Source organism: Demequina globuliformis (genome assembly GCF_000975155.1).
Classification (GTDB): Bacteria; Actinomycetota; Actinomycetes; order Actinomycetales; family Demequinaceae; genus Demequina; species Demequina globuliformis.
The window spans coordinates 909086-931983 of record NZ_BBRG01000001.1 but is presented as its reverse complement, the minus strand read 5'-3'; the positions used below and the strand labels follow the sequence as shown (position 1 = coordinate 931983).

The window sequence follows — 22898 nt, the reverse complement described above, 5'->3', positions numbered from 1 at the left end:
ACCCGACGCGGATGCGTGTCAATCGGGCCGATGCCGGGGTGCAGTGCGCGTTCGGGGCGCCGCGGGGGTGGGGCGTGGCGTGCGTGTCGCTGTAAACGTTTGCGGTAGCCACAAAAGGTCGGAAGTAAGTAAAGTGTGCTTCATGGAACACGAGGCCACCGGCGCCGTCGCCGCTGAACGGGGATCGCGCAACGAGGCGACCCGGCAGCGCAACTTGGCTGCGGTCCTCACCCGGGTTCACCACGCGCCCGGCATCACGCGTGCGCAACTGACGCAGCAAACGGGCCTCAACCGCTCCACCGTGGGCGCCCTGGTGGGAGACCTCGTGGAGGCAGGTGCGGTGTACGAGTCCGCGACCGCCACGACGCGAGTGGGACGTCCGAGCCCCGCGGTGAGCCCGTGTGATGACAACACCGCGATCGCGGTCAACCCCGACGTCGACGGAATCGAGGTCGCGCTCGTCGCGCTCGGAGGTCGCGTGCTCGACTCCCGCATGACCGAGGTCACGGCGACGATCACCGCGCGCGACGCCATCGCCACGGCGGTATCGATGGCGCGGGACATCCTTACGGCGCACCCCGGCCGGACCGTATGGGGAGCGGGCGTCGCGATCCCGGGACTAGTGAACATCGCGGAACGCTCCGTGGTCCGCGCCCCGCACTTGGAGTGGCAATACGAGCCCTTTGGCGCAATGCTCCAGGAGGAGCTCCAGATGCCCGTGTGGGTTGAGAATGACGCGAAGGCGGGCCTCGTCGCTGAGTCGATCTTCGGAGCCGCACGCGGGGCCAGAAATGTGATCTACCTCAACGGATCCCCGTCCGGCATTGGCGGCGGCATCCTCGCGGGCGGTCGCCTCGTGGCAGGCGAGGACGGCTTCGCGGGCGAACTGGGGCACATCACCGTTGACCGCAACGGCATCGCATGCCACTGCGGGCGCATCGGCTGCCTCGAGTCCGAGGTCAACATCCGCCGTCTCCGCGCCGCCGCCTCTGTCGACCGTTTTGGCCCCGGCGGCCTGGCTACTCGGCTCGCCCAGTCGGATTCGCCGGCGCTCGAGGCAGAGGCCGGTCGCCAGGCAGACATCCTCGCGCGCGGGATCGCGAACATCGTGTCTGTGCTCAACCCAGGCATGGTCGTGCTGGGCGGATTCCTTGGGGACCTCCTCGACTTCCGTCACGATGAGATCGTGAGCGGGGTCGCCAAGCACGCCTTCGATCCCATGGCTGACGGGCTCGAGATCGCCCGAGCCGAACTAGGCAACGACCGCATCGCCGTCGGCGCCGCCGAGGCCGCATTCCGGCCTCTCCTCGCCGACCCGTTGAGAATGCTCACCGACGCGAACGCCGCCGGCGCCACGCGCGCGCTGCTGGCATAGTCGCCCGCGTATCCCCTGGCAGAGCGGCGCGGACCGCTCGCAACGCGCAGTGCACAAGAGTCTCAGGGAAATGAGAGACAATGAGCCGAGTGGGGGTGGGTGAGACCGATGGACCAAGGAGAGCCCATGACGAAGAAGCAGCCGGCAGGGTCGCACGCCAACGTGCGCGGTAGCCGCAATGAGTCGACGCGGCAGCACAACCTGTCACTGCTGTTGTCGATGGCGCATCACGACCCGGGCATCTCGCGCGCAGACATGACCCGCCTGACAGGGCTCAACCGCTCGACCGTGGGCGCGCTGGTGACGGATCTTGCCGAGGCCGGTCTGGTCCGAGAGGTATCCGCACTGTCGGGAACCGTGGGACGTCCCAGCCCGCGCGTCACTCCTGACCCCTCCCTGGCAGCGATCGCCGTGAACCCCGACGTCGACGCCATCGCGGTGGCGCTCGTGGGCATGGGTGGCGCCGTCCTGGCGCGGACCCGAGTCACGGTCCCGAGCCTGCCCACGCCCCAGCAAAGCATCGAGATCGCCGTCGACGCCGTGCGGCAACTGCGCGCGGCGCACCCTGAGGTCACCCGGATTGTGGGTGTAGGGGCGGCCGTGCCCGGGCTCGCGCAGCCCGCCGAGGGCCTCATCACGCGTTCCCCGCACCTTGACTGGCACGGCGTCGACTACGCAGGGATGCTTGCCGACGCCTTCTCCGCGCCGGCCTTTATCGATAACGACGCCAACGTGGGTCTTATCGCGGAGGCCGCGTTCGGCGCAGGCCGCGAGTTCTCGACCTACTTCTACATGAACGGCTCCGCTTCCGGCATCGGTGGCGCGCTGATTGCCGGCGGCACGGTGCTACGCGGTGCCGATGGCTACGCGGGCGAACTGGGCCACACCGTCGTCGATTCCGCCGGACCGCTGTGCCACTGTGGACGCCGCGGGTGCCTCGAGACGGAGGTGCAGTTCTCCCGCCTGAAGGCCGCCGCAGCGCCAACGGTCCTGGACTTCGCCAATATCGCTAGCGCGCTCGCTGACGTGGACGCCGGCCCCGTCGCCGCGGAGATTGACCGCCAGGTGGAGATGCTCGCCGGTGCGATCAGTTCCCACATGTCGGTGTTCAACCCGCAGGCGGTCATTCTTGGCGGGTTCCTTGCCGCGCTGTTTGAACGGCGCGGGGAGGTGTTGCGACAGCGCGTTGCGGACCTCGCCTTCACGCCGCTGGCCGACCGGCTTGTGCTCGCCAGCGATTCGCTCGGGGACGACCTCATGTTCGTTGGCGCCGCGGAGCTGGCCTTCGCGCCGCTGCTGGCGGACCCGTTGGCTGGCTAGGGGAATGTCAACGCGCCGGTTTGCTGCGCCGACAGCGTAAGTTCGGACTCCCTACAATCGAGGTCATGCCCGTCGCGTTGAGTGTGGAGTCGAATGCGGTGGTGCTGCGCGCCTCTCTCGGGGCCGCGCTCATTGCGACGATCGCAGCTTCCGCGCTGTGGTTTGGGCGTACAGATGCGTCCTTTCCATCCCGGTATCAGGCCGTGGAGAGCGAGGAGACGTCGGATATTCTTGCGGCTGCTGTCGAGTCGGGTCCGCAGCTGTACGAGGCCTACTCGTTGTCTCAAGCCGTTGGCGAGACGGCGCCCGGCGCGGTCATGGTCTTTCCGGACGGCGGTACGTTCCAACGTACTTGGACTGGAATGCGGCTTGCCGGGTACGGAAAAGCGGAGCGCGTCACTGCTGTAGACACACCTGCTCTCGAACTATGGGGACGCCTGGCTTTCACGGGAGATGAGGAGACCTACTCTGTGCCCGGACAGTGGGACATCATCCTCGACGCCGCAGGCTCGCACAGCGTCTTGGTGCATCTTGCGCCTACTACTTTGACGGACCCGGAGCTCGTCGTGGAAGCGCGTCTAATCGATCTCGGTATCGACGAGGGCTCGGAATGATTCTTGATTTGGCGAGCGTGACGGTGCTGTTCGCGACTGGGGCCTGCTTTGCCGTCGCTTCGAACGCCCGCGGGGCTCTACAAGCAGTCCTCACGGTCGTGTCTCAGGCCGTGCTCCTACCGGGAGTCGGATGGTTGCTCGTGGTCGCGCATCTCCCCGTGAACCACGGCACACTCGGCTTTGCAGTGTGCGCGTTGGGCGTCGGGGCACTTGGGTGGCGTCTGTGGCGCCATCGACACGAGAGCATAGGAATACGGCACCACGTTGCGTGGGCATGGTTGGCCCTCGCGTACGTGCTTACCCTCGTGGTGGCTTCAGTGGCGCGTTCGTTCCTGCTCTACAAGTGGTCGACAGACTCGCTCGCGTACCTCAATGTCACCGCCCTGTTGAACAATGACACCTACGTGGACACGATCTACCCGTTGTTCCTCGAAGAACGATTGGTAGGGGTAGCTCTCCTGCACTTGCCTGGCGCCCTGAGCGGGGAGTGGTTCTTTCACGCCGCGACACCGCTCACGTTCATGGCTGTCGCCGCTATGGGTGCATGGGCCATTTGGCGGGTCCTGAGCATGCGGGTGCGGCCGGCGGCAGCGCTCGGGGCCGCGGCGATTTTTGTCCTTGCCCTCGCGGCAACGAACCGGCTGGTGTTTACCGGTTTTTATGTCAACGGACACGCTACGGTTGCCTTGGCATTCATCGTAATTTGCGCGGGCGCGTGGGTCCTGGCGGAGGGGCTCGCCGGCCGTGAACTGGTGCCAGTCATGATCCTTGCCGGCGCTGCGGCGGTAGTTACCCGGCCAGACTCCATTGTCGCACTTGCGGTGTTGTTGTGTGCTTTTGCAACGCAGTCCGAGATTCCACGCCAAACGCGAGCACTTGTTCTGGCGGGTGTGGGTGCAAGTGCTGTGGCGTGGCAGAGTTATGTAGTGGCGTTGTGGGCGCTCCACGGCCCGGCCATGTCGATGCCCGCGGTTGTGTCCTGGTTCATTGCGGTTGGCGTGGTGGCGATGGCGGGACTGGCGCTGCTGCGTTGGCCCGCCCGCTTTCAAGTATGGATACTCGCAACCGGGGAATTTGGGTTGTGGGCGGTGGTGGCGCTCGCGACAGCGTTGACGACGGGCTTAGTTAAAGTCAGCGTGCTAGCCACCTGGGACAATCTGATCCGCAACGAGGGCGGATGGTTTCCCATGCTTCCCTTGCTGCCGCTCATCGTCGGTTTTGCAGTAGTGTGCCTGCGCCGCGCCACTACCCGTCCGCTCCGCTTCGCAGTGACGACCTTCTTTCCCGTCATGCTCCTTCTGGGGGTTGCGCGCGGCAGCGCCTACCGTGTGGGTGCGGGGGATTCACTTAACCGCGCGTGGGCTCACGTCGTGCCCACTGCCGTGGTGCTTGCTGTCGCGCTCATTGCCCTAGGTACTGCCCGGTACGTGCGAACGTCACGGCTCGTGTGCTTGACCGACAACGCTGGCTCCCGGGACACGCATCTATGAGCGAGCGCCACAGACGGCCGCCATTGGTCAGGAGTCTCACGCTTCCGCGCCGCCTGCCCGGTTGAGCGGGCGGCGCGGAAGCGTGAGGCCTGAACGCGGTTAGCCCGCGATCTTCGCGGCCACGAGCTCCGCTACCTGAATGGCATTGAGCGCCGCACCCTTGCGCAAGTTGTCACCCACGATGAACAGCGCGAGGCCGCGACCGTCATCGACTCCCTGGTCGACGCGGATGCGACCCACGTACGTCGAGTCCTTGCCCGCGCCCTTGAGCGGCGTGGGGACTTCTTCTACCTCGACGCCGGGGGCCTGAGCGAGGAGCTCGTAGGCACGCGCGGGGGACAGGGGGCGCTCGAACTCGGCGTTGATGGACAGCGAGTGGCCAGAGAACACGGGGACGCGCACGCACGTGCCGGACACCCGCAGCTGGGGCAGGGCGAGAATCTTGCGGGACTCGTCGATGAGCTTGCGTTCCTCGACGGTCTCGTTCGAGTCGTCCTCGACGTAGCCGCCAGCCAGGGGCAGCACGTTGAAAGCGATCGGCTCGGTGTAGGCGGCAGGCTCGGGGAACTCCACAGCCTCACCGTCGCGAGCGAGGCCCTCTGCGCCGTCAATCACGGCGCGCGCCTGTCCAGCGAGTTCGGCCACACCAGCGACGCCCGAGCCCGACACTGCCTGGTAGGTCGAGACCACCAGTCGGGTGAGCCCGGCCTCCTCGTGCAACACCTTGAGGGTCGGCATGGCCGCCATGGTGGTGCAGTTGGGGTTGGCCACGATGCCCTTGGGGATGTCGTTCAGTGCCTCGGGGTTCACCTCAGACACCACGAGCGGTACGTCGGGGTCCGAGCGCCACGCGCTCGAGTTGTCCACGACGATCGCGCCGGCGGCAGCGAACTTGGGGGCGTACTCCTTGGACGGGCCGCCGCCAGCGGAGAAAATCGCGATGTCGATTCCCGCGTAGTCCCCTGAAGCGATGTCCTCGACGGTGACATCTGCGCCCAGGTGCTCCAGCGTGGTGCCGGCCGAACGTGAGGAAGCGAAGAAACGCACCTTCGCCTCAGGGAAGCGCTCCGCGACCAGCGAACGCATGACGGTGCCGACCATGCCGGTGGCGCCTACAACTGCGACAGTGAGGGTCATCGTCCGGTACCTCCGTACACCACGGCATCGCCGTCTTCCGAGTCCAAGTCGAAGGCGCTGTGCACGGCGCGCACGGCCTCGTCGAGCTTCTCCGCACGCGTGACGACGGAGATGCGGATGTCTGACGTCGTGATCATCTCGATGTTGATGCCCGCGTCTCGCAGGGCCGAGAAGAACTTGGCGGACACGCCCGAGTTGGAGCGCATGCCAGCGCCCACCAGCGAGATCTTGCCGATGGTGTCGTCGGTCGTGAGCTCGGCGTAGCCAATGGCGCTGTGGTCGGCCTCGATAGCTGCGGTTGCGCGCGGGACCGAGTCCGCCGGGAGCGTGAACGAGATGTCCGTGACGCCGGTGACCGTCGCGGAGACGTTCTGGACAATCATGTCGATGTTGACGTCTGCCGTGGCGACGGCCTCGAACAGGCGCGCGGCGGAGCCGGGGATGTCCGGCACGCCGATGACCGTGATCTTGGCCTCGGAGCGGTCGTGCGCGACGCCGGCGATGATCGGGTCTTCCATCTCTTCTCCTTCAGCAGTGTCGCTCGAAACCCAGGTCCCTTCTAGACCGGAGAACGACGAGCGCACGTGGATCGGTACGTCGAATCGCCGCGCGTACTCGACGCAGCGCGGCATGAGGACCTTGGCGCCGGAGGCGGCGAGGTCGAGCATCTCCTCGTAGGAGACGCGGGTGAGCTTGCGTGCCGACGGGACAATGCGGGGGTCCGCGGTGAACACCCCGTCAACGTCGGTGTAGATCTCGCAGACGTCGGCGTTGAGTGCGGCGGCGAGCGCGACAGCAGTGGTGTCGGATCCGCCGCGACCCAGGGTCGTGACGTCCTGAGTCTCCGGGTGGAGGCCTTGGAATCCGGCGACGATTGCGACGTCTCCGTCACCGACCGCCTTCTGGAGGCGCCCCGGCGCCACGTCGATGATGCGCGCGCGGCCATGGTGCTCGGTCGTAATGACGCCCGCCTGCGGCCCGGTGAATGCTTGTGCGCCGACGCCGAGTTCGCGAATGGCCATCGCAAGCAGTGCCATCGAGATGCGCTCGCCGGCGGTCAGGAGGATGTCCATCTCGCGCGGGGCGGCGTCAGACGTGACGGCATTCGCGAGGTCAATCAGTTCGTCCGTGGTGTCTCCCATGGCAGAGACCGCGACCACGACATCGTTGCCGGCGCGCTTGGTCTCGACGATGCGTCGCGCGACGCGCTTGATCGCCTCAGCGTCTGACACCGAGGATCCGCCGTACTTCTGCACCACGAGCGGCATGGAAAGGCTCCGTAAAGTTATCTGGGATGATTCGCCCGACCTCGGACGCGCGGCCCATTGTAGTGAACGCAAGCCGTTAGGCCTACCCGCGCCCCCCAACCTCCCGCCAAATGGCTCCATTTGGCTGTTTTGCGGGTGCATAACGGCCAGAAAGTGCCACTTCAGGCATGACGGCTTTGCTAGGGCTTGGCGTTGGCGACCCAGCGGGTGAGGTGGGCGACCTCGCGTTCGAGGGGCGCGGTGTCGCCTAGGGCCGATGCAAGTGCGGCTCCCCCTTCAAGTCCAGCAAGCAGGTGCTGGGCACGGGCGTGCGCTGCGGACTCGGCGAACCCGAGCTCCATGAAGGTGTCGGCGATCCATGCAAGTACCTGAGCATGAGCGTCACCTGAACCGACCCGCGCAGCCGTCGACAACACGGTGCCGTACTCCACGGTGGTGTCAGCGTCATCGAGGTACGACGAGAGAAAGGACGTCAGCGCATCGCGGGGATCCTGTGCCCCGCTGTGCTCGGCGGCTTCGCCCGCCAAGACCGCCGCAATGCCATCCGCGATGGCCTGCGCAACGTCTGTCTTGGTCTTGAAGTAGTAGTAGACGCTTCCGGATGGCACCTCGGCCTCCGCGGCGATGGCGGCGATGGTGGTGGCCTCGAGCCCTTGGGTGCGGGCAAGTCGGATTGCCGCGGCGGTGAGTCGCTCGCGTTTGTCGGACGGATTGCGGGGCACGAGCTCTCCTCGGGTCATTCACACGTGAACTAGTTGGTCTACTCACTATGACACCTGAGTATGACGGCCACCGTTGCGACACGCGCCAAATATCAGGGGGCTACCTCATATGCATGCCGCACGAGCGCTGGAAGGCTAGGGGAGTCGGCGCGCAGGGGGCGCGCCCACGTCATTAGACAAGGAGCATCATGACCGCAACTGCACAGGCCCCTGCGCCCGTGCGTGAGGCAATCGTCGCCACGGGCGTCGCGAGGAGCTTTGGCTCCGTGCACGCCGTCCAAGACGCGACGCTGACGGTTCCCGCTGGCTCTGTGACCGCCCTCATTGGGCCAAACGGATGCGGCAAGACCACCCTCATGCTCATGCTGTCAGGGCTGCTGCGCCCGGACGCCGGCACCATCACCGTCGCAGGACACAACCCCAGCACCGACGCTGCGGCTGTGCGGGCGTCGATTGGCTGGATGCCAGACCAACTGGGATCGTGGGACAACCTCACGTGCCTCCAGACCCTGACGTTGATGGGGGAGGCGTACCGCATTCCGCGCGCCACGGCTCGTGCCCGCGGAGTGGACCTGCTCGCGCGGGTCCACCTCAGCGAGTTCGCCGAACGTCCCGCGCGGGTGCTGTCGCGCGGCCAAAAGCAGAGGCTCTCGCTTGCCCGCGCGCTCGTTCACGATCCCGGTGTTCTGCTGCTCGATGAGCCGGCGAACGGGCTGGACCCGCGCTCACGCATCGAGCTACGGACCCTGGTGCGCGAGTTCGCCGGCGAGGGACGCGCGGTGCTGGTCTCCAGCCACGTGCTCGCCGAGCTCGACGAGATGGTCGACGACGCGATCTTCATGTCGCAAGGCCGCACGCTTGGCGACGATGCGGCGGCCATGGTCGCTGATGCCAAGACCAAGTACCGCGTCGACGCCCTCGAGCCGCAGGTGCTTCACGAGGCCCTCGCCGCGTACAACGTGCCCTTCGAGGCGCAGGAGTACGGCGCGATCGTCAGGATTGACGACGCGCACAAGGCGGCGCAAGCGCTCGCGTGGCTGGTCCAACAAGGTGTGGCCGTCCACCGCTTTGGCCCCGTGGGGTCGGCGCTTGAGCAGACCTACATGGCGATGAACGAGGAGCGGCGATGACGACCACGGCCCCCACTGGCACCCAGCCACCCGCTGCGCCCCCGGCATCGGCCCCTACCCCGGTGGCACCTCCGCCCCGGAAGGGCAACCCGTGGTTGCCGACCTTCCGCGGCGTCAGCCTGATGACCCGCATCGAGCTCCGGCGCCGCCGCCCCTCCACGAAGGGGTACATCTTCTACGGGATCCTGTTCGCGATCGTCATCGCGATCTGTATCGCGGCTGCCATCTTCACGCCGGCTCAACTGTCGTCGACCAACTTCGAGATCGTGCTCATCATGGTGCTCGGTGTCGGGATGCTGATTGCGCCATCGCTGTCAGCGACATCGATCAACGGAGACTCGGGCGAGGGCGTATTGGCGCCGCTGCAGATGAGCCACCTGACGGCCGGGGACATCGCCGTCGGCAAGCTGCTCGCGTCGTGGACGGTGTCCGTTTTTGCACTCGTGGCGCTGTCGCCGTTCTTGATCTATACGTACCTGTCCTCTGGGTGGAGGCTGGGGGAGATGCTGATCACGATTGGCGCGATTCTCCTGGTCGTGCTGACGTTCACCGCAGTGGGCCTCGCGTGGTCCTCGATCGCCGCCCGCGCGGTGGCTTCCGTGGCGCTCGCGCACCTCACGACGGGGTTCTTCCTGATCGGCACCATCATCGTGTTCGGAGTGTCGACGCTGCTGGTCACCGAAGAGGCCCCTGACCGCGACCGGTACATCGACTATGGGCAGATGACGCCCGCGGCGGAAGACGCGCTCAATGACGCCTACATGACGGGTGACTTCTCCGCGCTTAACGCGGATGACTACACCTGCATCGACTCGGAGTGGGCGTACACCGTGACGCATACCGAGAAGGTGGCGTGGATCCTACTCATGAACCCGGCGGTCATGATCACCGAGACCGCCCCCATCGTCGACCCTGAGACCTGGGAAGAGGACGGTCGCGCGGCGCCCGGTGTCTTCGCGAACGTGCACCAGTTGCTGTCGGAGGCCCGCCTGGGACCGGACGACGAGCTCACCGGCTACGAGCCCTGGGATGAATGCGCTGACCTCGAGCGCCAAATCTCCGCCGCGGCGCAGGTGAGCGACGAGGACATGGAAGCGGAGTGGGCCGAGACCGAGGCGGACTGGGAGGCGCGTCAGCGTGAGGTGGCGAACCTCGAACGGGCTCCGTGGCTCGGCCTCGGGGTGTCGGTGCTCCTGCTGGTGGGGTCCATGTGGATCGTCATCAACAGGCTCCGTGTCCCCTACAAGAAGCTCCGCTCGGGAACACGAGTGGCATAACCACCCCCCCATTCCCCTGGCCGTACATACACGGTGGGGTTGAGGCCCCCGCGGGCCCCTGGCCGTCGATTCTCGGTGGTTTCCAGGGGCCACCGGGGGCCTTGGCGCGTTGCGGGGGTGTTGGCGCGCTGCGGGGACCGATGCTGTGGCCCTGGGGCGCGAAGCGATGGCGCTCGCGTGGCTCACCACCGGAAAGCTTCGGCGGGGCCCCAGATAGCGGCCGGATCCCGCCGCGTATGTTCGGCCAGGGATAACTGGGTGCGGGGCTAGGAGACCTGGCGGCGGCCTTCGAAGGCACGGCCAAGCGTGACCTCGTCCGCGTACTCCAAGTCGCCGCCCACGGGCAGGCCCGATGCGAGCCGCGACACCTTGACGCCCATGGGAACCAACATGCGCGTGAGGTAGGTTGCGGTGGCCTCACCCTCAATGTTGGGGTCGGTTGCGATGATCACTTCCTGCACTACTCCGTCGCCCAGGCGGGTAAGGAGCTCGCGAATACGTAGATCGTCCGGTCCCACACCGTTCATGGGATCGATCGCGCCGCCCAGCACGTGATAGCGCCCGCGGTACTCGCGGGTCCGCTCGATCACGACGACGTCCTTGGGCTCTTCCACCACGCACAGCAAGTCCTCGGCGCGCCGAGGGTCGGCGCAAATGCGGCACTGCGCGGACTCAGCGACGTTGCCGCAGGTGTCGCAGAACCGCACCTTTTCCTTGACGGTGGTGATCGCGTCCGCGAGGCGTTTGACGTCAGTGGCGTCCGCCGCCAGCAGGTGAAACGCGATGCGCTGGGCGCTCTTGGGGCCCACGCCGGGGAGATACCCCAGTTCGTCAATCAGATCCTGCACCGCGCCGTCATACATGGGGTCAAGCGTAGGCGGCAGAACTGGTGGTGGAGTTCAGGCTCGCACGAACCGGAGTGGGCCCAGGGCCGATGCCGCACGCACCTGCCGTATGGTGCCGCGGTTAGCGGGGCTCGAGAATGCGGACGTAGGCGTCGAACATCGAGGTGAAGTCCACGTCGTACATGCGGTGCGCGAGCCCGTAGCCGTCGGTGAGCGACAGGATCTGCTGGGCAAGGACCTCCGCAGGAAGGTCCGTCCTGCCCCATCCTTTGTCTTGAAGGAAGCGCATCAGGATCGCCAGCTCCGCAATCCATTCGCGGTACATGTCACGTAGCGGCGCAAGGATGTCGGCATTGCCGGCAATCTCATTGACGAACTCTGCGATCAGCATGGTCCACACGCCGCCGTTGGGGTCTGTCCGATCGAACTCGGCTGAGGTCGCCGCCAGCGCGCTCATCAGGTCCGTGACGCTGTCCGATTCCAGGACCTCCCACCATTGACCGCGGATCTGCTTGCGGTAGCGCAGCACTTCCAGGAAGAACTCTTCTTTGGAGTCGAAGTGGAAGTAGAACGCACCGCGGGTGTATCCGGAGTCGCGCACCACATCTTCGATGGTGGTGGAGGCATATCCCTTGATGGGGAACCGCTCGTAGCCCAGCAGCAGAAGGTCGGCACGAGTCTTGGCGCGGCGTAGTTCGAACTTAGTGGGGGCCTTCTTCCTGTCCCCTTTGTCCGCCTCGCCCATGGCGCACACGTTACCAGTCAGTAAGCGCGTGCCAAGGGGGGCCGCAGACGCCGCACTATTCCTCGACGACCTGCCCGCCAAGCATCTTTGCGACGACGTCCGCGCCGGACAGAGTGGCATCAGGTGCGGCCTCATCGTCGTCGGAAATGATCTCTTCGTAGTCATCGGCGGCTGCGGTGGCTGACGCAGCCGCGGGTGCGGAAGCGGCCGATGCGCCGGTGGCGGGTACCGAGGCGGCGCTACCCGCAGGGGCGGGTGCCGCGGTGCTGGGCATGGCCGCCGCGTGCGAGCCAAGACCCGCGGTCCCTGCAACGTGCGCTGTGGACGCTCCATAGGCGGGTGCCGAACCTTGCGCGGATCCGTACGGCGACGCCGAGTCGGCGGACTGCGCGGCCCCGTGCGATGGTGCTTGACCGTAGGACGGCGCTGCTCCCGTCGCGGGGATGCCAGGACCGGTGGGTGTGGCGACGGGTCCAGTGGTGGCTTCGACGCGCACCTGGAGGCCCAGCGTCTCGCGCACCGCGAGCGCGACGTTCTCCGCGTGCTGAGAGCCGCCGAACCGCCCGGCGAGTGCCGCGTTGTCGAAGGCGAGTGTGAGCACGCCGGCTTCCACCGAGGCGACCTGAGCGCTCTGCGACACCATCGACCATGTCACGCGGCGCCGTTCCAGCGTGCCGAGGACCTCTTGCCACCGCCGGCGAAGGAGCTCGGCGTCCTCGGCGCCGCCGGCCTGAGATCCGGCCGGCGGTGCCGCAGGTGGGACAGCGGGCTCCTGGGGGGCCGGCGTCGCGGTCGGCGCTGGAGCGCTCGCGGCGGGTGCCTCTGCCGGAGCCTGCTTCACGACAGGGGTGGGGGCGGTGTACGGCATGGGCTCAATGGGGTCGGGTTCCACCGGCTCAGGCTCGTCCCATGGCGCGCTCGGTGAAGGAGGAGCGGCCGGGGTGTCAGGCGCCGACGATGGCGCCGGGGCTGGCGTTGGCGCCTGAGCGGGTTCCGCCGGTTGCGTCGAGGTCGCCGGCGTCGCGCCGTCCTCGGGCTCGTCATCCCACGGTGCGGGGCGAGTAGGTTCGCCAGGCGTGACCTGCTCCGCGGCCGGAGCCGCGCTGGCCTGAGCTTGGCTGGCCTGAGCTGCACTGGCCTGAGCTTCGCTGGCCGGGGGCCGCGCCGCCGCCAGCGCCGCCTTGGCGCGAGCGGCGCCCGTCAGGCCGTCGTCTATCTGTGCGGCGCCACCGGCGTGTCCCGCACCTTGCACCTGGTTCGCGGCGGTCCCTGCAGGGACGGCCGTCGGTGCCGCGCTCGGTGCGGCGGCGACAGCGACGCCAGCCGGGGACGCGTCCGCAGCGAGCAGGCGCGCGCACAGGAGCTCAAGGTGGAGGCGAGGCGAGGTCGCGCCCACCATCGAGGTCAGGGCGTCGTTGACCAAGTCCCCGGCGCGGGACGCTCGTGCGAGCCCCAGACGCCTACTCTGGTCTTGCATGCGCTCGAGCTGGTCCTCAGGAACTTCCCCCAGGGCCCCGGCGCCAGCCTGGCCTGAGGCGGCCAGCACCAGGAGGTCGCGTAGGCGCTCAAGCAGGTCCTCGACAAAGCGGCGTGGCTCGTGGCCCGTCGAGATGATGCGGTCGACCACGTGGAACAGCGACGCACCGTCTGAGGCCGCTAGTGCATCCACGGCGTCGTCGAGGAGCGTGGCATCGGTGAAGCCCAGCAATGCGATGGCGCGCTCATACGTGACGCCAGCGGCGTCCGAGCCGGCGATCAGTTGGTCCAACACAGAGAGCGTGTCGCGCACGGACCCGCTGCCCGCACGCACCACAAGAGGCATCACGCCGGAGCTGACCGTGACGTTCTCCTGGGCACACAGCGTCTCGAGATACTCGGTCAGCACGGACGGCGGGACCAGCCGGAACGGGTAGTGGTGGGTGCGAGAGCGGATGGTGCCGATGACCTTGTCCGGCTCGGTGGTCGCGAAGATAAAGCGCACGTGCGGCGGCGGCTCCTCCACCAGCTTCAGCAGCGCGTTAAAGCCCTGGGTCGTGACCATGTGGGCCTCGTCCAGGATGAAGATCTTGTAGCGGTCGCGCGCGGGGGCGAACGCCGCGCGCTCGCGAAGCTCGCGGGCGTCATCGACGCCGTTGTGGGATGCGGCATCGATCTCGACCACGTCCACCGACCCCGCGCCACCGCGCGCGAGCTCGACGCAGGAATCGCACTCGCCGCACGGCGTATCTGTGGGCCCCTGCGCGCAGTTGAGGCAGCGTGCCAGGATGCGCGCTGAGGTGGTCTTGCCGCAGCCGCGCGGGCCGGAGAACAGGTATGCGTGGTTGACCTTGTCCGACCGCAACGCCTGCATGAGGGGCGTGGTGACGTGCTCCTGGCCCACGACGTCGGCGAAGGCGTCGGGGCGGTACCGGCGATACAAGGCTTGGCTCACGGGACTGAGCCTAACCGTCCCCACCGACACGCGCATCGGCCCTCCACACAAGGCAAAGGCCGCCCCGAGCGGTGTGCTCGGGGCGGCCTTGGGGTGATTGCGGGTGTTACGCCATGTCCATCACGATGCGGCCGTCGATCTTGCCGGCGTGCATGCGGGAGAAGATGTCGTTGATGTTGTCCAGTGGCTCGACCGTGTAGGTCGGCACCACCTTGCCGCGAGCGAAGAAGTCAATGGCCTCTTCCATGTCGCGGCGGGTGCCAACGATGGAGCCGCGAACGGTCCAGCCGCTCAGCACAACGGAGAAGATATCCAGTGGGAACTGCTCGGGGGGCAGGCCCACGAGCGACACGGTGCCTCCGCGGCGCAGCGAACTGACTGCCTGCGGGAACGCCTTGCCGTTGACCGCAGTCACGAGTGCACCGTGCACACCGCCACCGGTCGCCGCCTGAATGTCTGCGGCAGCGTCTTCAGCGGTCGCAGCGTTCACGGTCACTTCCGCGCCGTGCTTCTTGGCGAGCTCCAACTTGGCGTCATCGACGTCAACAGCCACCACGCGACGGCCCATTGCGACCGCGTACTGGACTGCGATGTGGCCCAGCCCGCCGATTCCGGAAATCATGACCCAGTCACCGGGCTTGGTGTCCGTCTGCTTGAGGCCCTTGTAGACGGTGACGCCAGCGCACAGGATGGGCGCGGCGCCCGCGAGGTCGACGCCCTCAGGCAGGACGGGGCAGTAGCGCGAGTCAACGAGCATGTACTGTCCGAACGAGCCGTCTACGGCGTAGCCGCCGTTCTTCTGCGCCAGGCACAAGGTCTCCCAGCCGGACTCGCAGAACTCGCACTCGCCACAGGCGCTCCACAGCCAGGCGTTGCCGACGGTGTCGCCCACATTGACACGGGTGACGCGGTCGCCGACGGCGACAACTTCTCCGACACCTTCGTGGCCGGGGATAAAGGGCGGCGTGGGCTTGACGGGCCAGTCGCCTTCTGCTGCGTGGAGGTCCGTGTGGCAGACGCCGGAGTACTGAACCTTGACGAGTGCCTCGAATGGGCCTGGGGTGGGTAGTTCTACGTCCTTGACGTTCAGGGGGGCGTCGAAGCTTTCGACGACTGCGGCGCGGAATGTGTCGGCCATGATGTGTTCCCTTCATCTGGTGTGGTCTTCGATGACGACACTTCGACGGTATGCCTGTTTGGCCCGCGGCGCCCGGGCGGAAAGTCCCTGTTCATTTGAGACCTGGGTCACAGTCCGGCCGTGGGGATGGTTCGAGTGGCGTGGGGAGGGGCGTCGCCGGGGTCAGGGAGGGGTTGGCTCGCTGTGGGCGCCGGGCCGATGCCGGGGTCACCCGGGCATAAAAGGACCCCCCACGCACCCGACAGAGCCCGCTTACCCTTGCTGCATTCCTGCCCTGGGGGAGTTGGGCGAGGTATCGCCACGTGGGGGGTCGGGGAATAGTCTAGCGGCTATCCGGGGTGGTGCGATTTCTTCCCTCGGCAATGCTCGGGTACCATCGTGGCTCCTGGAGGATTCGCATAGTGGCCTAGTGCGCACGCTTGGAAAGCGTGTTGGGTGTTAAAGCCCTCAGGGGTTCGAATCCCCTATCCTCCGCCATTTCCGTCCCGACGCACCACTGCCTAGAGGTAGGACCTGTGACAGACGCCCAGCACCCCGACGCGACGCCGCGCGGTTCGGTGACGCGTCGTCGGAGGAGGGAGCGCCAGCTCCTGGTCTTTGGAATCGCGATCATTGTGTTGACGGCGCTCACCATCGCGGCGCTCGCGATCTTCCGCGGGGATGCGCAGGGGCCATTCAACGCCGCTATTCACACGCCGGCCGGGGCGTTCGAGGCGGATACGACGCTGGTCTGCCCGCCAGCCGGGGCCACACCGCTGCCGGCTGAGGAAGTGGTGTTGCGCGTGAGCAATGCCACCGACGTGGCTGGGCTCGCTGGAACGACGGCTACCGCGCTGGAATCGCGCGGCTTCCTGGTGACGGGGACTCAGAACTGGAATCGCGAGTTCACGGGAGGCGTGGAGATCCTCTTTGGCTCCGCCGGCGTTCACCAGGCTTATACCCTCTCGGTTCAGTTCGACGATGTGGAGCTCACGCTCGACAATCGCGATGACATCACTCTGGACCTCATTTTGGGCGACGAGTATGGCGAGGACCCGGGTCTGCGCGAGGCGCTGTCGCCTGAACTGGACCCCGACCTTCAGCTGAGCGCTCAGGCGGAGTGCCTGCCCGCAGACCTCATCCAGCCTCAGCTTGCGCCAGGCGTGCTACCGGAGAACCCGCTTGCCACCGCCAGCCCGTCGCCTGAGCCCTCGGGAGATGGCGAAGGCGGCGACGAGGAGTAAGGCCCGGTGGTAGCCGGCAGGTTGTTTAGCGTCTAAACTAAGTCGCATGGCTACCGTTGCACTCTTTGGCGCCACCGGCAAGACCGGTTCGCGCGTTCTGACCCGTCTCCTCGACCGCGGCGACACCGTCCGCGCCCTCGCACGCCGCGCGTCGGCCCTGCCCGAGCACGACCGCCTGGTCGTCATCCAGGGTGACGTCCTCGATCCGGCCGCCGTTGCTGACACGGTGGAGGGGGCCGACGCTGTGCTGAGTTTGTTCGGCCAGGTCAAGGGATCGCCGCGCACCTTGCAGACTGACGGCACGGCGAACATCGTGGCTGCGATGCAGGACTCGGGCGCCACGCGGCTGGTGACGCTGTCAGGCGGCGGGTTGCGCGCGCCTCAGGATCAGCCCGCCTTCCCCGACCGGCTCATGCGCGGCGCGCTCAAGCTCATGGCAGGGCACGTGCTCGCTGACGCCGAGGGGCACCTCGAGATTCTTGAGAAGTCCCACCTGGATTGGACGGTCGTGCGCGGCCCGCGTCTCACGGAGGACCCCCGCCAGGGAAGCTACCGCGCAGGCTGGGTGGGCGTCGGGACCGGGATGAAGATCAGCCGTGAGGACCTCGCGGACTTCATCGTGACGCAAATCGATGACCGCACCTTCGTTCACCAGATGCCGTTCGTGAGTGCGTGACGTGAGCCGCTCGACCTCCATCGCCACCGTGTTGGAGGCGATGGTGCAGTGGCAGCGGGTGCTGGCGAGCTTGCCGCGCCCTCCGTTCGCGGACCAGGAGCTCAGCCGGTCGCACATGGAGGTGCTGTTCGCTCTCGCTCACGGCGCTCAGGACATGACGCCCAGCGCACTCGCGGAGCATCTGGGAGTCACCCGCGGCGCCGTGACACAAGCGGTCGATCCGCTCGTTCAGCGTGGGCTGGTCGAGCAGGTCCCGCACCCCAGCGACGCGCGATCCAAGGTGGTCCGGTTGACGGGCTCGGCCCGGGAGATCGTCACCGCTTTCGAGGCCAATGCCGTGAAAGCTGTGGCGCCGCACTTTGTGGCAGTGTCTGATGAGGAGCTCGCGGCTTTGGCCGCGACGCTCACGCGAACAACAGGAGTGGTGCGATGAGCGCAGTGTTTGTGACAGGGGCAACCGGCACCGTCGGGCTGCCCACGGTGAACGGGCTCCTTGAGCGTGGCGCCGATGTCGTGGCAGGGGTGCGCTCCGAGGCGGACGCGGAAGCGCTGCCGGCGGGCGCACAGTCCCGCCCGTTCGAGTTCGGTGCGCCAGCAGGGGACATTGATGCGGCGCTCGACGGATGCACCGCGCTGTTCTTGATGCGTCCACCGGCCATCGCGGACGTCGAGACGTTCCTGTTCCCCGTGATCGACGCCGCTATGCGGCGCGGCATGGAGCAGATCGTGTTCCTGTCCCTCCAGGGCGTGCAGGGCAACAGGAGCACTCCTCACCACGCCGTCGAGGCCTACCTGCGTCAGGTCAAAGCGCCGTACACGATGTTGCGCCCCAACTTCTTTATGCAGAACCTCGAGACCGCGTACGTGAGCGCGATCCGCGAGCGCGGGGAGCTGTTTGTCCCGGCGGGACGCTCACGCACGGCGTTCATCGACGCGCGCGACATTGGGCGCGTGGCTGCCGCGGTCCTCACCGAGCCGGGCCACGTCCGCAAGGCCTACACGCTGAGTGGAGAGCAGTCGCTGACGTACAAGAAGGTGGCACAGATCATGTCGGAGGAGTTGGGCCGCCCCATCACCTACCGGCGCCCCTCGGAGGCCGAGTTTCTGGATGGCCTACGCAAGCAAGGCCTGCCCGAGGATTACATCGCCGTGCAGAAGATGATCCACCGTGTGGTCAGGATGAACGTCTCCGCCTTCCCCAACCGCCGCGTGCGTGCGTTGACCGGACAGCCCGCGACAACCATGGCGCAGTACGTCCGCGACCGCGCGGACGCGTTCGCCCCTCGCGACTAGCGACTAGCGGTTAGCGGGTCAGTCGCGCTCCACCCAACGGTCGATGGCCCACACCAGCGCAAAGGCGAGAGCGGGAGCGACCGTGGAGTCGACGTCCACGGTGTAGCTGTCGCGGATGGTCACCCACTTTTGGGTGATCTGCATGCGCATCGCTCCCTGGGCGTCGTGAACCTTGTAGTCCTTCTCGATGATGTTGCCCTTGAGGAGCAGCTCCTCGCCGGACGCCATGGTGATCTCGATCTTGTCTTTCACAAAGTTGAACGCGGGCGAGTGGAGGTGCGCGACCTGCTCGCCGGCCGCGTCCGTGATGTCCAGACGCTTCGGGATCCCGAAGAGCTTGCCACGCACGGAGTACAGGGCGTTTTTTTGGGGGTCGAGGACCTCGGCCGTTGGACGAGTCCCGATGTGCCCGTCCACGTAGTACAGCTCCGCCTCAGTGTCGGGAGCCAAGACGCGGAAGTCACGCCCCGCGCCAAACTTGCTCTTCATGACGAACCGGGCAAAGCCCTCTGGTGCTGGGGGGATGGCCATGGCTTCCTCTCATCGGCTGTGGTTTCACCATAGTGAGAACGGCCGATGTGCGCGTGGGATACCGCCGCTAAACGTCACGTTTCACGGACTCCTGGTGGCGCAACGGCTCCGCGCGGCACCGGCACCGAGCCGCTAGCGAGTGACGGGCTCGTCCGCGCCCAGCGGCGGGAGGCCAAAGGGGCGCGGGGATGTGATGAGGGGCGTCCCGCGTTGACGAGGACGGCCACGGAGGCGTGCCGACGACCGTTCGCGGTCGCCGGAAGGCGCCTAACAAGAGCGAAGGAGTAAACGTGACGCAGGCAACTGCACGCCAGTCCCCCACGACGAGCGAGGGGGACATCGCTGACGCCATTGCGGCCACGCGTGCCACCTTCGAGAGTCGCCGGACATCGCCATTGTCGTGGCGGCGTGCGCAACTTCGCGGCCTGGAGCGCATGCTGACCGAGCATGCCGACCGGGTACACGACGCGCTGCTGAGCGACCTCGGCAAGAACGCCACGGAGGCGCACCTCACTGAGGTCACGGCCGTGGTGCAGGAGGCGCGTTTGCTGCGGCGCAAACTGCGGCGGTGGACCAAGGAGCGCCGGCGCCGCACCAGCCCATTGATCGGAACGTCGCGGGCGTCGATCCAACGGCAGCCGCTTGGGCCGGTCCTCATCATTGGTCCGTGGAACTACCCCATCAACCTGGTTCTGGTGCCTTTGGCCGGCGCGATCGCGGCCGGCAACACGGCCGTCCTCAAGCCCAGTGAACTCGCGCCAGCGAGTTCTCGACTGCTCGCTGAGTTGGTGCCGCAGTACCTCGATCCCACCGCAGTCCGCGTTGTCGAGGGCGGCGTTGACGAGACCACCCGGCTGTTGGAGGAGCCGTGGGGGCGCATCCTCTACACGGGGAACAGCAAGGTGGGTTCCATCGTGATGGAGGCCGCGGCGAAGCACCTCACTCCGGTCACGCTTGAACTCGGCGGGAAATCGCCGCTCTGGATTGACGATTCAGTGTCGATCAAGAGCGCTGCGCGAAGCATCGCATGGGGCAAGTTCACCAACTGCGGGCAGACGTGTGTGGCGCCGGACTACGTGCTGACGACGCGCCGCGTCGCCGGCGAGTTGGCGCGCGAGCTCACCGCGGCGATCGAGGAGTTCTACGGGGCCGAGCCTCGCCTTTCCCCCGACTACGGACGGATCGTCAACGAGCGCCATGCCGAACGACTCGCGGGGCTCCTGGGTGCTGGTGAACTCGTGACGGGTGGTGACGTCGACATCGACTCTCGGTATGTGGCGCCGACTGTGTTGGTAGGCGTGTCGAGGGAGGACGCGATCATGCAGGAGGAGATCTTTGGCCCCATCTTGCCCATCGTGGTGGTGGATGACCTCGATGCAGCCATTGACGTCATCAACGAGCGCCCGCATCCGTTGGCGCTGTACGCCTACACGCGGCGGCGCCGAGTAAAGAAGGCGCTGTCCGCACGCACCCAGTCGGGCGGCCTCACGTTCAACACGGCAGTGGCGCAGTTGTCCGTTCCACACCTGCCGTTTGGTGGCGTCGGTAACAGCGGGATGGGGGCGTATCGGGGTGAACAGAGCATTCGTACCTTCAGTCACGAACGCTCAGTGCTTCACAAGACGCGCGGAGTCGACTCGACGCGTGCGGTGCACCCGCCACACTCCCGTTGGAAAGAGCGCGTCGTGACGAAGGCATCGACCCGCATGCTGCCTTAGCGCGGCGCTAAGCTGGTTGCTGCTCGGTTGGCCGCGGGTGCTCGTGCGCGGATCTGGGAATCGGTGGTCCGGTTCTCGCACCCCACGAGGAGATGGTGGAACCGGCGCTAGCCGGTCGAACTCAACGAGGACGTCGAGCCATGCGCGAACGTTGGACGAGCCATAACGCCCCAAGAACCACAGCCAGGATCGGCAGTCCGACTACCAATGTGGAGACAGGTGCATCCCAGCGGCCGTCAGCAGTCCCAATCGTCCACGCAGTCACCGCCAGGAAGACGATGATGCATGCGGCTGTCGCGCGACGACAGTGCATCAGGACTGCCTCTCTACCGCACGCACGTCGCGCCTGTACTTAGACGCCAACCGCCGGGAGCGCTCTACTGTTGCAGAGCGGGGTCGGTCGGCTTCGCGGGTTGGGGCGGGTCAACGAACTCCACCGCAGCGCGACGGTCGTCGCGCGTAAGGAAGCGGTGCAGCATGCTCAGGGTGATGATCAGGCCGAGCAGGGAGGCGATGATGCCGGCCCCGAGGAAGAAGACCGCGCCCCCGCTCATCTCAGGACCGTCGTAGCCGAGTTCGCTAGGCATGAGCGAAGCGATCGTCATCATGGACTGGCCCATGATCAATAGCAGGATGCCCCAGACCAACGACGTGGCACTTCGCGTCCGGAGCGCCTTGGCATCGATGGCGCTGTGTGCGAGCGCAGGGTTAGGCGTAGTCATATTGGTTTCCCCCTCAGGAAGTCGACCGTGGCGGTCGTTACCATCAGCAGACCGTGGCGGCTGCCGCGATGCAAACGTAGCGCACACTCAGCCGCCCAGTAGTTTGCGTGGGCCAATGGCACAGTCCTTCGTCCTTTCCGCGAGCGTCGCGGCATCGCCGCGGCAGGGCCGTGTATTCGGCAGCGCCCGCTGGGACCGGCAGCCGCCGCCTCGCCGCCAGTGGTAGTCGGTACTCGTACGTGACGCCCCGCCGGGGCGCCCCCTTGCACATTTTACGTAGGGGCCGATGCCGCGCTTAGTGGCGGCAGTCATGTCACCGCGTAGCGGACGCTGAGCGCTGGCGTGGACCAGCGAAGCGAGCGAGGCGGCAAGCTTGGTGGTCTCTCACGCGGCAGTAGGGGAAGTCGATGGACTCTCGAGCGCTGCGGCTCGCCACCTTGGCCAAGTTAGGGCATTCGCGGCGGAGCGGCCTGCCCACGCGAGCAGAAGACAGAAGATCAGTGTGCCGGGAAGGCTGATACTGAAGAAACTGAGCGTGATGAGCCAGAACGCGGTACTGAAGAATCCGACGATCACCCAGATCCCTCCCCAAGGCACCTCCGCGCGTGCCTCGCGGCGGGCGAAGATCGATAGCGACCACGCGTAGGCGAAGCCCAACGCCAGTCCTATTCCCGCGACGATGAGTAGCCGCTTGAGCGGGACTCCGCTTCCGTCTTCCGACCTCACTAGGGCCCAAGAAAACGCATCCAGGACGGGGACAGTAGTGGCCGTGACGAGCAACAATCCAGGAATAATCGCGACCAGAATTGTTCCGCGCGAACGCCCTCGCCTCAAGAGGAATCTGACGTACCAGTGCTTGCGCGGCACATCTGCGTATGTCCGGGCGGATTGCTGGCTCATCGTGGTCGCATCGGGCTCACGTGCCTGGAACTCGACCTCGATGCGTTCGTCAGACACGGGCGGCACCTCTGAATGCGAGCAGACGCGGACCAAGCGCGGATTGACGTGCCTCATTGAAATGGCGCTCGAACACGGATGGCTCCGTTGAGGCCAAAAACTTGGGCTCGACCCAGATCGAAGCGATGAAGGTTCTACTGACTGACTCGATCACAATGGAGTCGGAACTCCCGACTGCCCTCCGCTTGCAAAACGGAGTTGATCTGGCTCTGAACCGCGAGAAACGTCTCGATGATGGAAAGGCCATCAATGCGAGCGCGAAGAAGGCGCAAGTACCGCGAGCCGT

General features: G+C 66.5%; 21 protein-coding genes, 1 tRNA gene and 1 other RNA gene. 12 read left to right on the top strand and 11 right to left on the bottom strand.

The annotated features are described in order from the left end of the window. Positions 1-142 precede the first annotated feature (142 nt). The 4 genes from AOP75_RS04290 to AOP75_RS04275 all read left to right on the top strand — a co-directional run bounded on the left by AOP75_RS04290 (position 143) and on the right by AOP75_RS04275 (position 4799). Positions 143-1375, top strand: a complete 1233-nt coding sequence (locus AOP75_RS04290; protein ID WP_083966688.1) for an ROK family transcriptional regulator — start codon at positions 143-145, stop codon at positions 1373-1375. A 126-nt stretch (positions 1376-1501) separates the two neighbouring features. Continuing rightward, positions 1502-2695 (top strand): ROK family transcriptional regulator, encoded by a 1194-nt coding sequence (locus AOP75_RS04285; RefSeq protein ID WP_062077075.1) that lies wholly within the window; start codon positions 1502-1504, stop codon positions 2693-2695. A gap of 65 nt (positions 2696-2760) precedes the next feature. After that, a complete protein-coding gene (locus AOP75_RS04280) occupies positions 2761-3309 on the top strand; it encodes a hypothetical protein (RefSeq protein WP_062077074.1) in 549 nt (182 codons plus the stop codon). Next, entirely contained in the window at positions 3306-4799 is a 1494-nt protein-coding gene (locus AOP75_RS04275) for a hypothetical protein (protein ID WP_062077073.1), read from the top strand. Before AOP75_RS04280 ends, AOP75_RS04275 begins: the two co-directional genes overlap by 4 nt. 99 nt (positions 4800-4898) lie before the next feature. Here the strand turns inward: AOP75_RS04275 and AOP75_RS04270 are convergent, their stop codons facing one another. The 3 genes from AOP75_RS04270 to AOP75_RS04260 all read right to left on the bottom strand — a co-directional run bounded on the left by AOP75_RS04270 (position 4899) and on the right by AOP75_RS04260 (position 7926). Further along, entirely contained in the window at positions 4899-5936 is a 1038-nt protein-coding gene (locus AOP75_RS04270; protein ID WP_062077072.1) for an aspartate-semialdehyde dehydrogenase, read from the bottom strand. Further along, positions 5933-7204 carry an aspartate kinase gene (locus tag AOP75_RS04265; RefSeq protein ID WP_062077071.1) on the bottom strand — a complete coding sequence of 424 codons (1272 nt, stop codon included), beginning with the start codon at positions 7202-7204 and terminating at the stop codon, positions 5933-5935. The genes AOP75_RS04270 and AOP75_RS04265 overlap by 4 nt, the downstream gene beginning before the upstream one ends. Before the next feature lie 179 nt (positions 7205-7383). Then, entirely contained in the window at positions 7384-7926 is a 543-nt protein-coding gene (locus tag AOP75_RS04260) for a TetR/AcrR family transcriptional regulator (RefSeq protein WP_062077070.1), read from the bottom strand. A gap of 188 nt (positions 7927-8114) precedes the next feature. Here AOP75_RS04260 and AOP75_RS04255 point away from each other — a divergent pair, with 188 nt between their 5' ends. Both AOP75_RS04255 and AOP75_RS04250 read left to right on the top strand, forming a co-directional pair. Next, positions 8115-9056: an ABC transporter ATP-binding protein gene (locus AOP75_RS04255; RefSeq protein ID WP_062077069.1), complete on the top strand. Its 942-nt coding sequence runs from the start codon at positions 8115-8117 to the stop codon at positions 9054-9056. Beyond that, positions 9053-10333, top strand: a complete 1281-nt coding sequence (locus AOP75_RS04250; RefSeq protein ID WP_062077068.1) for an ABC transporter permease — start codon at positions 9053-9055, stop codon at positions 10331-10333. Before AOP75_RS04255 ends, AOP75_RS04250 begins: the two co-directional genes overlap by 4 nt. A 266-nt stretch (positions 10334-10599) precedes the next feature. On the opposite strand, the gene recR is transcribed toward AOP75_RS04250, so the two are convergent. From recR to ffs, 5 genes are all read right to left on the bottom strand, one after another. After that, entirely contained in the window at positions 10600-11196 is a 597-nt protein-coding gene (gene recR / locus AOP75_RS04245) for a recombination mediator RecR (protein WP_062077067.1), read from the bottom strand. 103 nt (positions 11197-11299) lie between these two features. After that, complete coding sequence (locus AOP75_RS04240) at positions 11300-11923, bottom strand: TetR/AcrR family transcriptional regulator (RefSeq protein ID WP_062077066.1); 624 nt, start codon at positions 11921-11923, stop codon at positions 11300-11302. Positions 11924-11978: 55 nt separating this feature from the next. Continuing rightward, a complete protein-coding gene (locus tag AOP75_RS04235; protein WP_062078406.1) occupies positions 11979-14354 on the bottom strand; it encodes a DNA polymerase III subunit gamma and tau in 2376 nt (791 codons plus the stop codon). Between the two features lie 106 nt (positions 14355-14460). Next, positions 14461-15492 carry an alcohol dehydrogenase AdhP gene (gene adhP, locus AOP75_RS04230; protein WP_062077065.1) on the bottom strand — a complete coding sequence of 344 codons (1032 nt, stop codon included), beginning with the start codon at positions 15490-15492 and terminating at the stop codon, positions 14461-14463. Positions 15493-15710: 218 nt separating this feature from the next. Continuing rightward, positions 15711-15807, bottom strand: an RNA gene (gene ffs / locus AOP75_RS04225) — signal recognition particle sRNA small type. Between the two features lie 72 nt (positions 15808-15879). Here ffs and AOP75_RS04220 point away from each other — a divergent pair. The 5 genes from AOP75_RS04220 (at position 15880) to AOP75_RS04200 (ending at position 18684) form a co-directional block, all read left to right on the top strand. Beyond that, positions 15880-15969: transfer RNA gene (locus AOP75_RS04220), tRNA-Ser, on the top strand. Positions 15970-16007: 38 nt separating this feature from the next. Next, positions 16008-16715, top strand: a complete 708-nt coding sequence (locus AOP75_RS04215; protein WP_062077064.1) for a LytR C-terminal domain-containing protein — start codon at positions 16008-16010, stop codon at positions 16713-16715. A gap of 46 nt (positions 16716-16761) precedes the next feature. Beyond that, on the top strand, positions 16762-17391 hold the full coding sequence (locus AOP75_RS04210) for an NAD(P)-dependent oxidoreductase (RefSeq protein WP_062077063.1): 630 nt from the start codon (positions 16762-16764) through the stop codon (positions 17389-17391). Next, positions 17384-17824, top strand: a complete 441-nt coding sequence (locus AOP75_RS04205; RefSeq protein WP_062077062.1) for a MarR family winged helix-turn-helix transcriptional regulator — start codon at positions 17384-17386, stop codon at positions 17822-17824. Before AOP75_RS04210 ends, AOP75_RS04205 begins: the two co-directional genes overlap by 8 nt. After that, on the top strand, positions 17821-18684 hold the full coding sequence (locus AOP75_RS04200) for an SDR family oxidoreductase (protein WP_062077061.1): 864 nt from the start codon (positions 17821-17823) through the stop codon (positions 18682-18684). Before AOP75_RS04205 ends, AOP75_RS04200 begins: the two co-directional genes overlap by 4 nt. Before the next feature lie 18 nt (positions 18685-18702). On the opposite strand, the gene AOP75_RS04195 is transcribed toward AOP75_RS04200, so the two are convergent. Further along, positions 18703-19215, bottom strand: a complete 513-nt coding sequence (locus AOP75_RS04195; RefSeq protein WP_062077060.1) for an LURP-one-related/scramblase family protein — start codon at positions 19213-19215, stop codon at positions 18703-18705. Positions 19216-19505: 290 nt separating this feature from the next. On the opposite strand from AOP75_RS04195, the gene AOP75_RS04190 reads away from it, so the two are divergent. After that, a complete protein-coding gene (locus AOP75_RS04190) occupies positions 19506-20933 on the top strand; it encodes an aldehyde dehydrogenase family protein (RefSeq protein ID WP_062077059.1) in 1428 nt (475 codons plus the stop codon). A 377-nt stretch (positions 20934-21310) separates the two neighbouring features. Here AOP75_RS04190 and AOP75_RS04185 read toward each other — a convergent pair whose 3' ends face one another. After that, on the bottom strand, positions 21311-21655 hold the full coding sequence (locus AOP75_RS04185; protein WP_062077058.1) for a hypothetical protein: 345 nt from the start codon (positions 21653-21655) through the stop codon (positions 21311-21313). Between the two features lie 384 nt (positions 21656-22039). Continuing rightward, on the bottom strand, positions 22040-22612 hold the full coding sequence (locus AOP75_RS04180; RefSeq protein WP_062077057.1) for a hypothetical protein: 573 nt from the start codon (positions 22610-22612) through the stop codon (positions 22040-22042). Positions 22613-22898 lie beyond the last annotated feature (286 nt).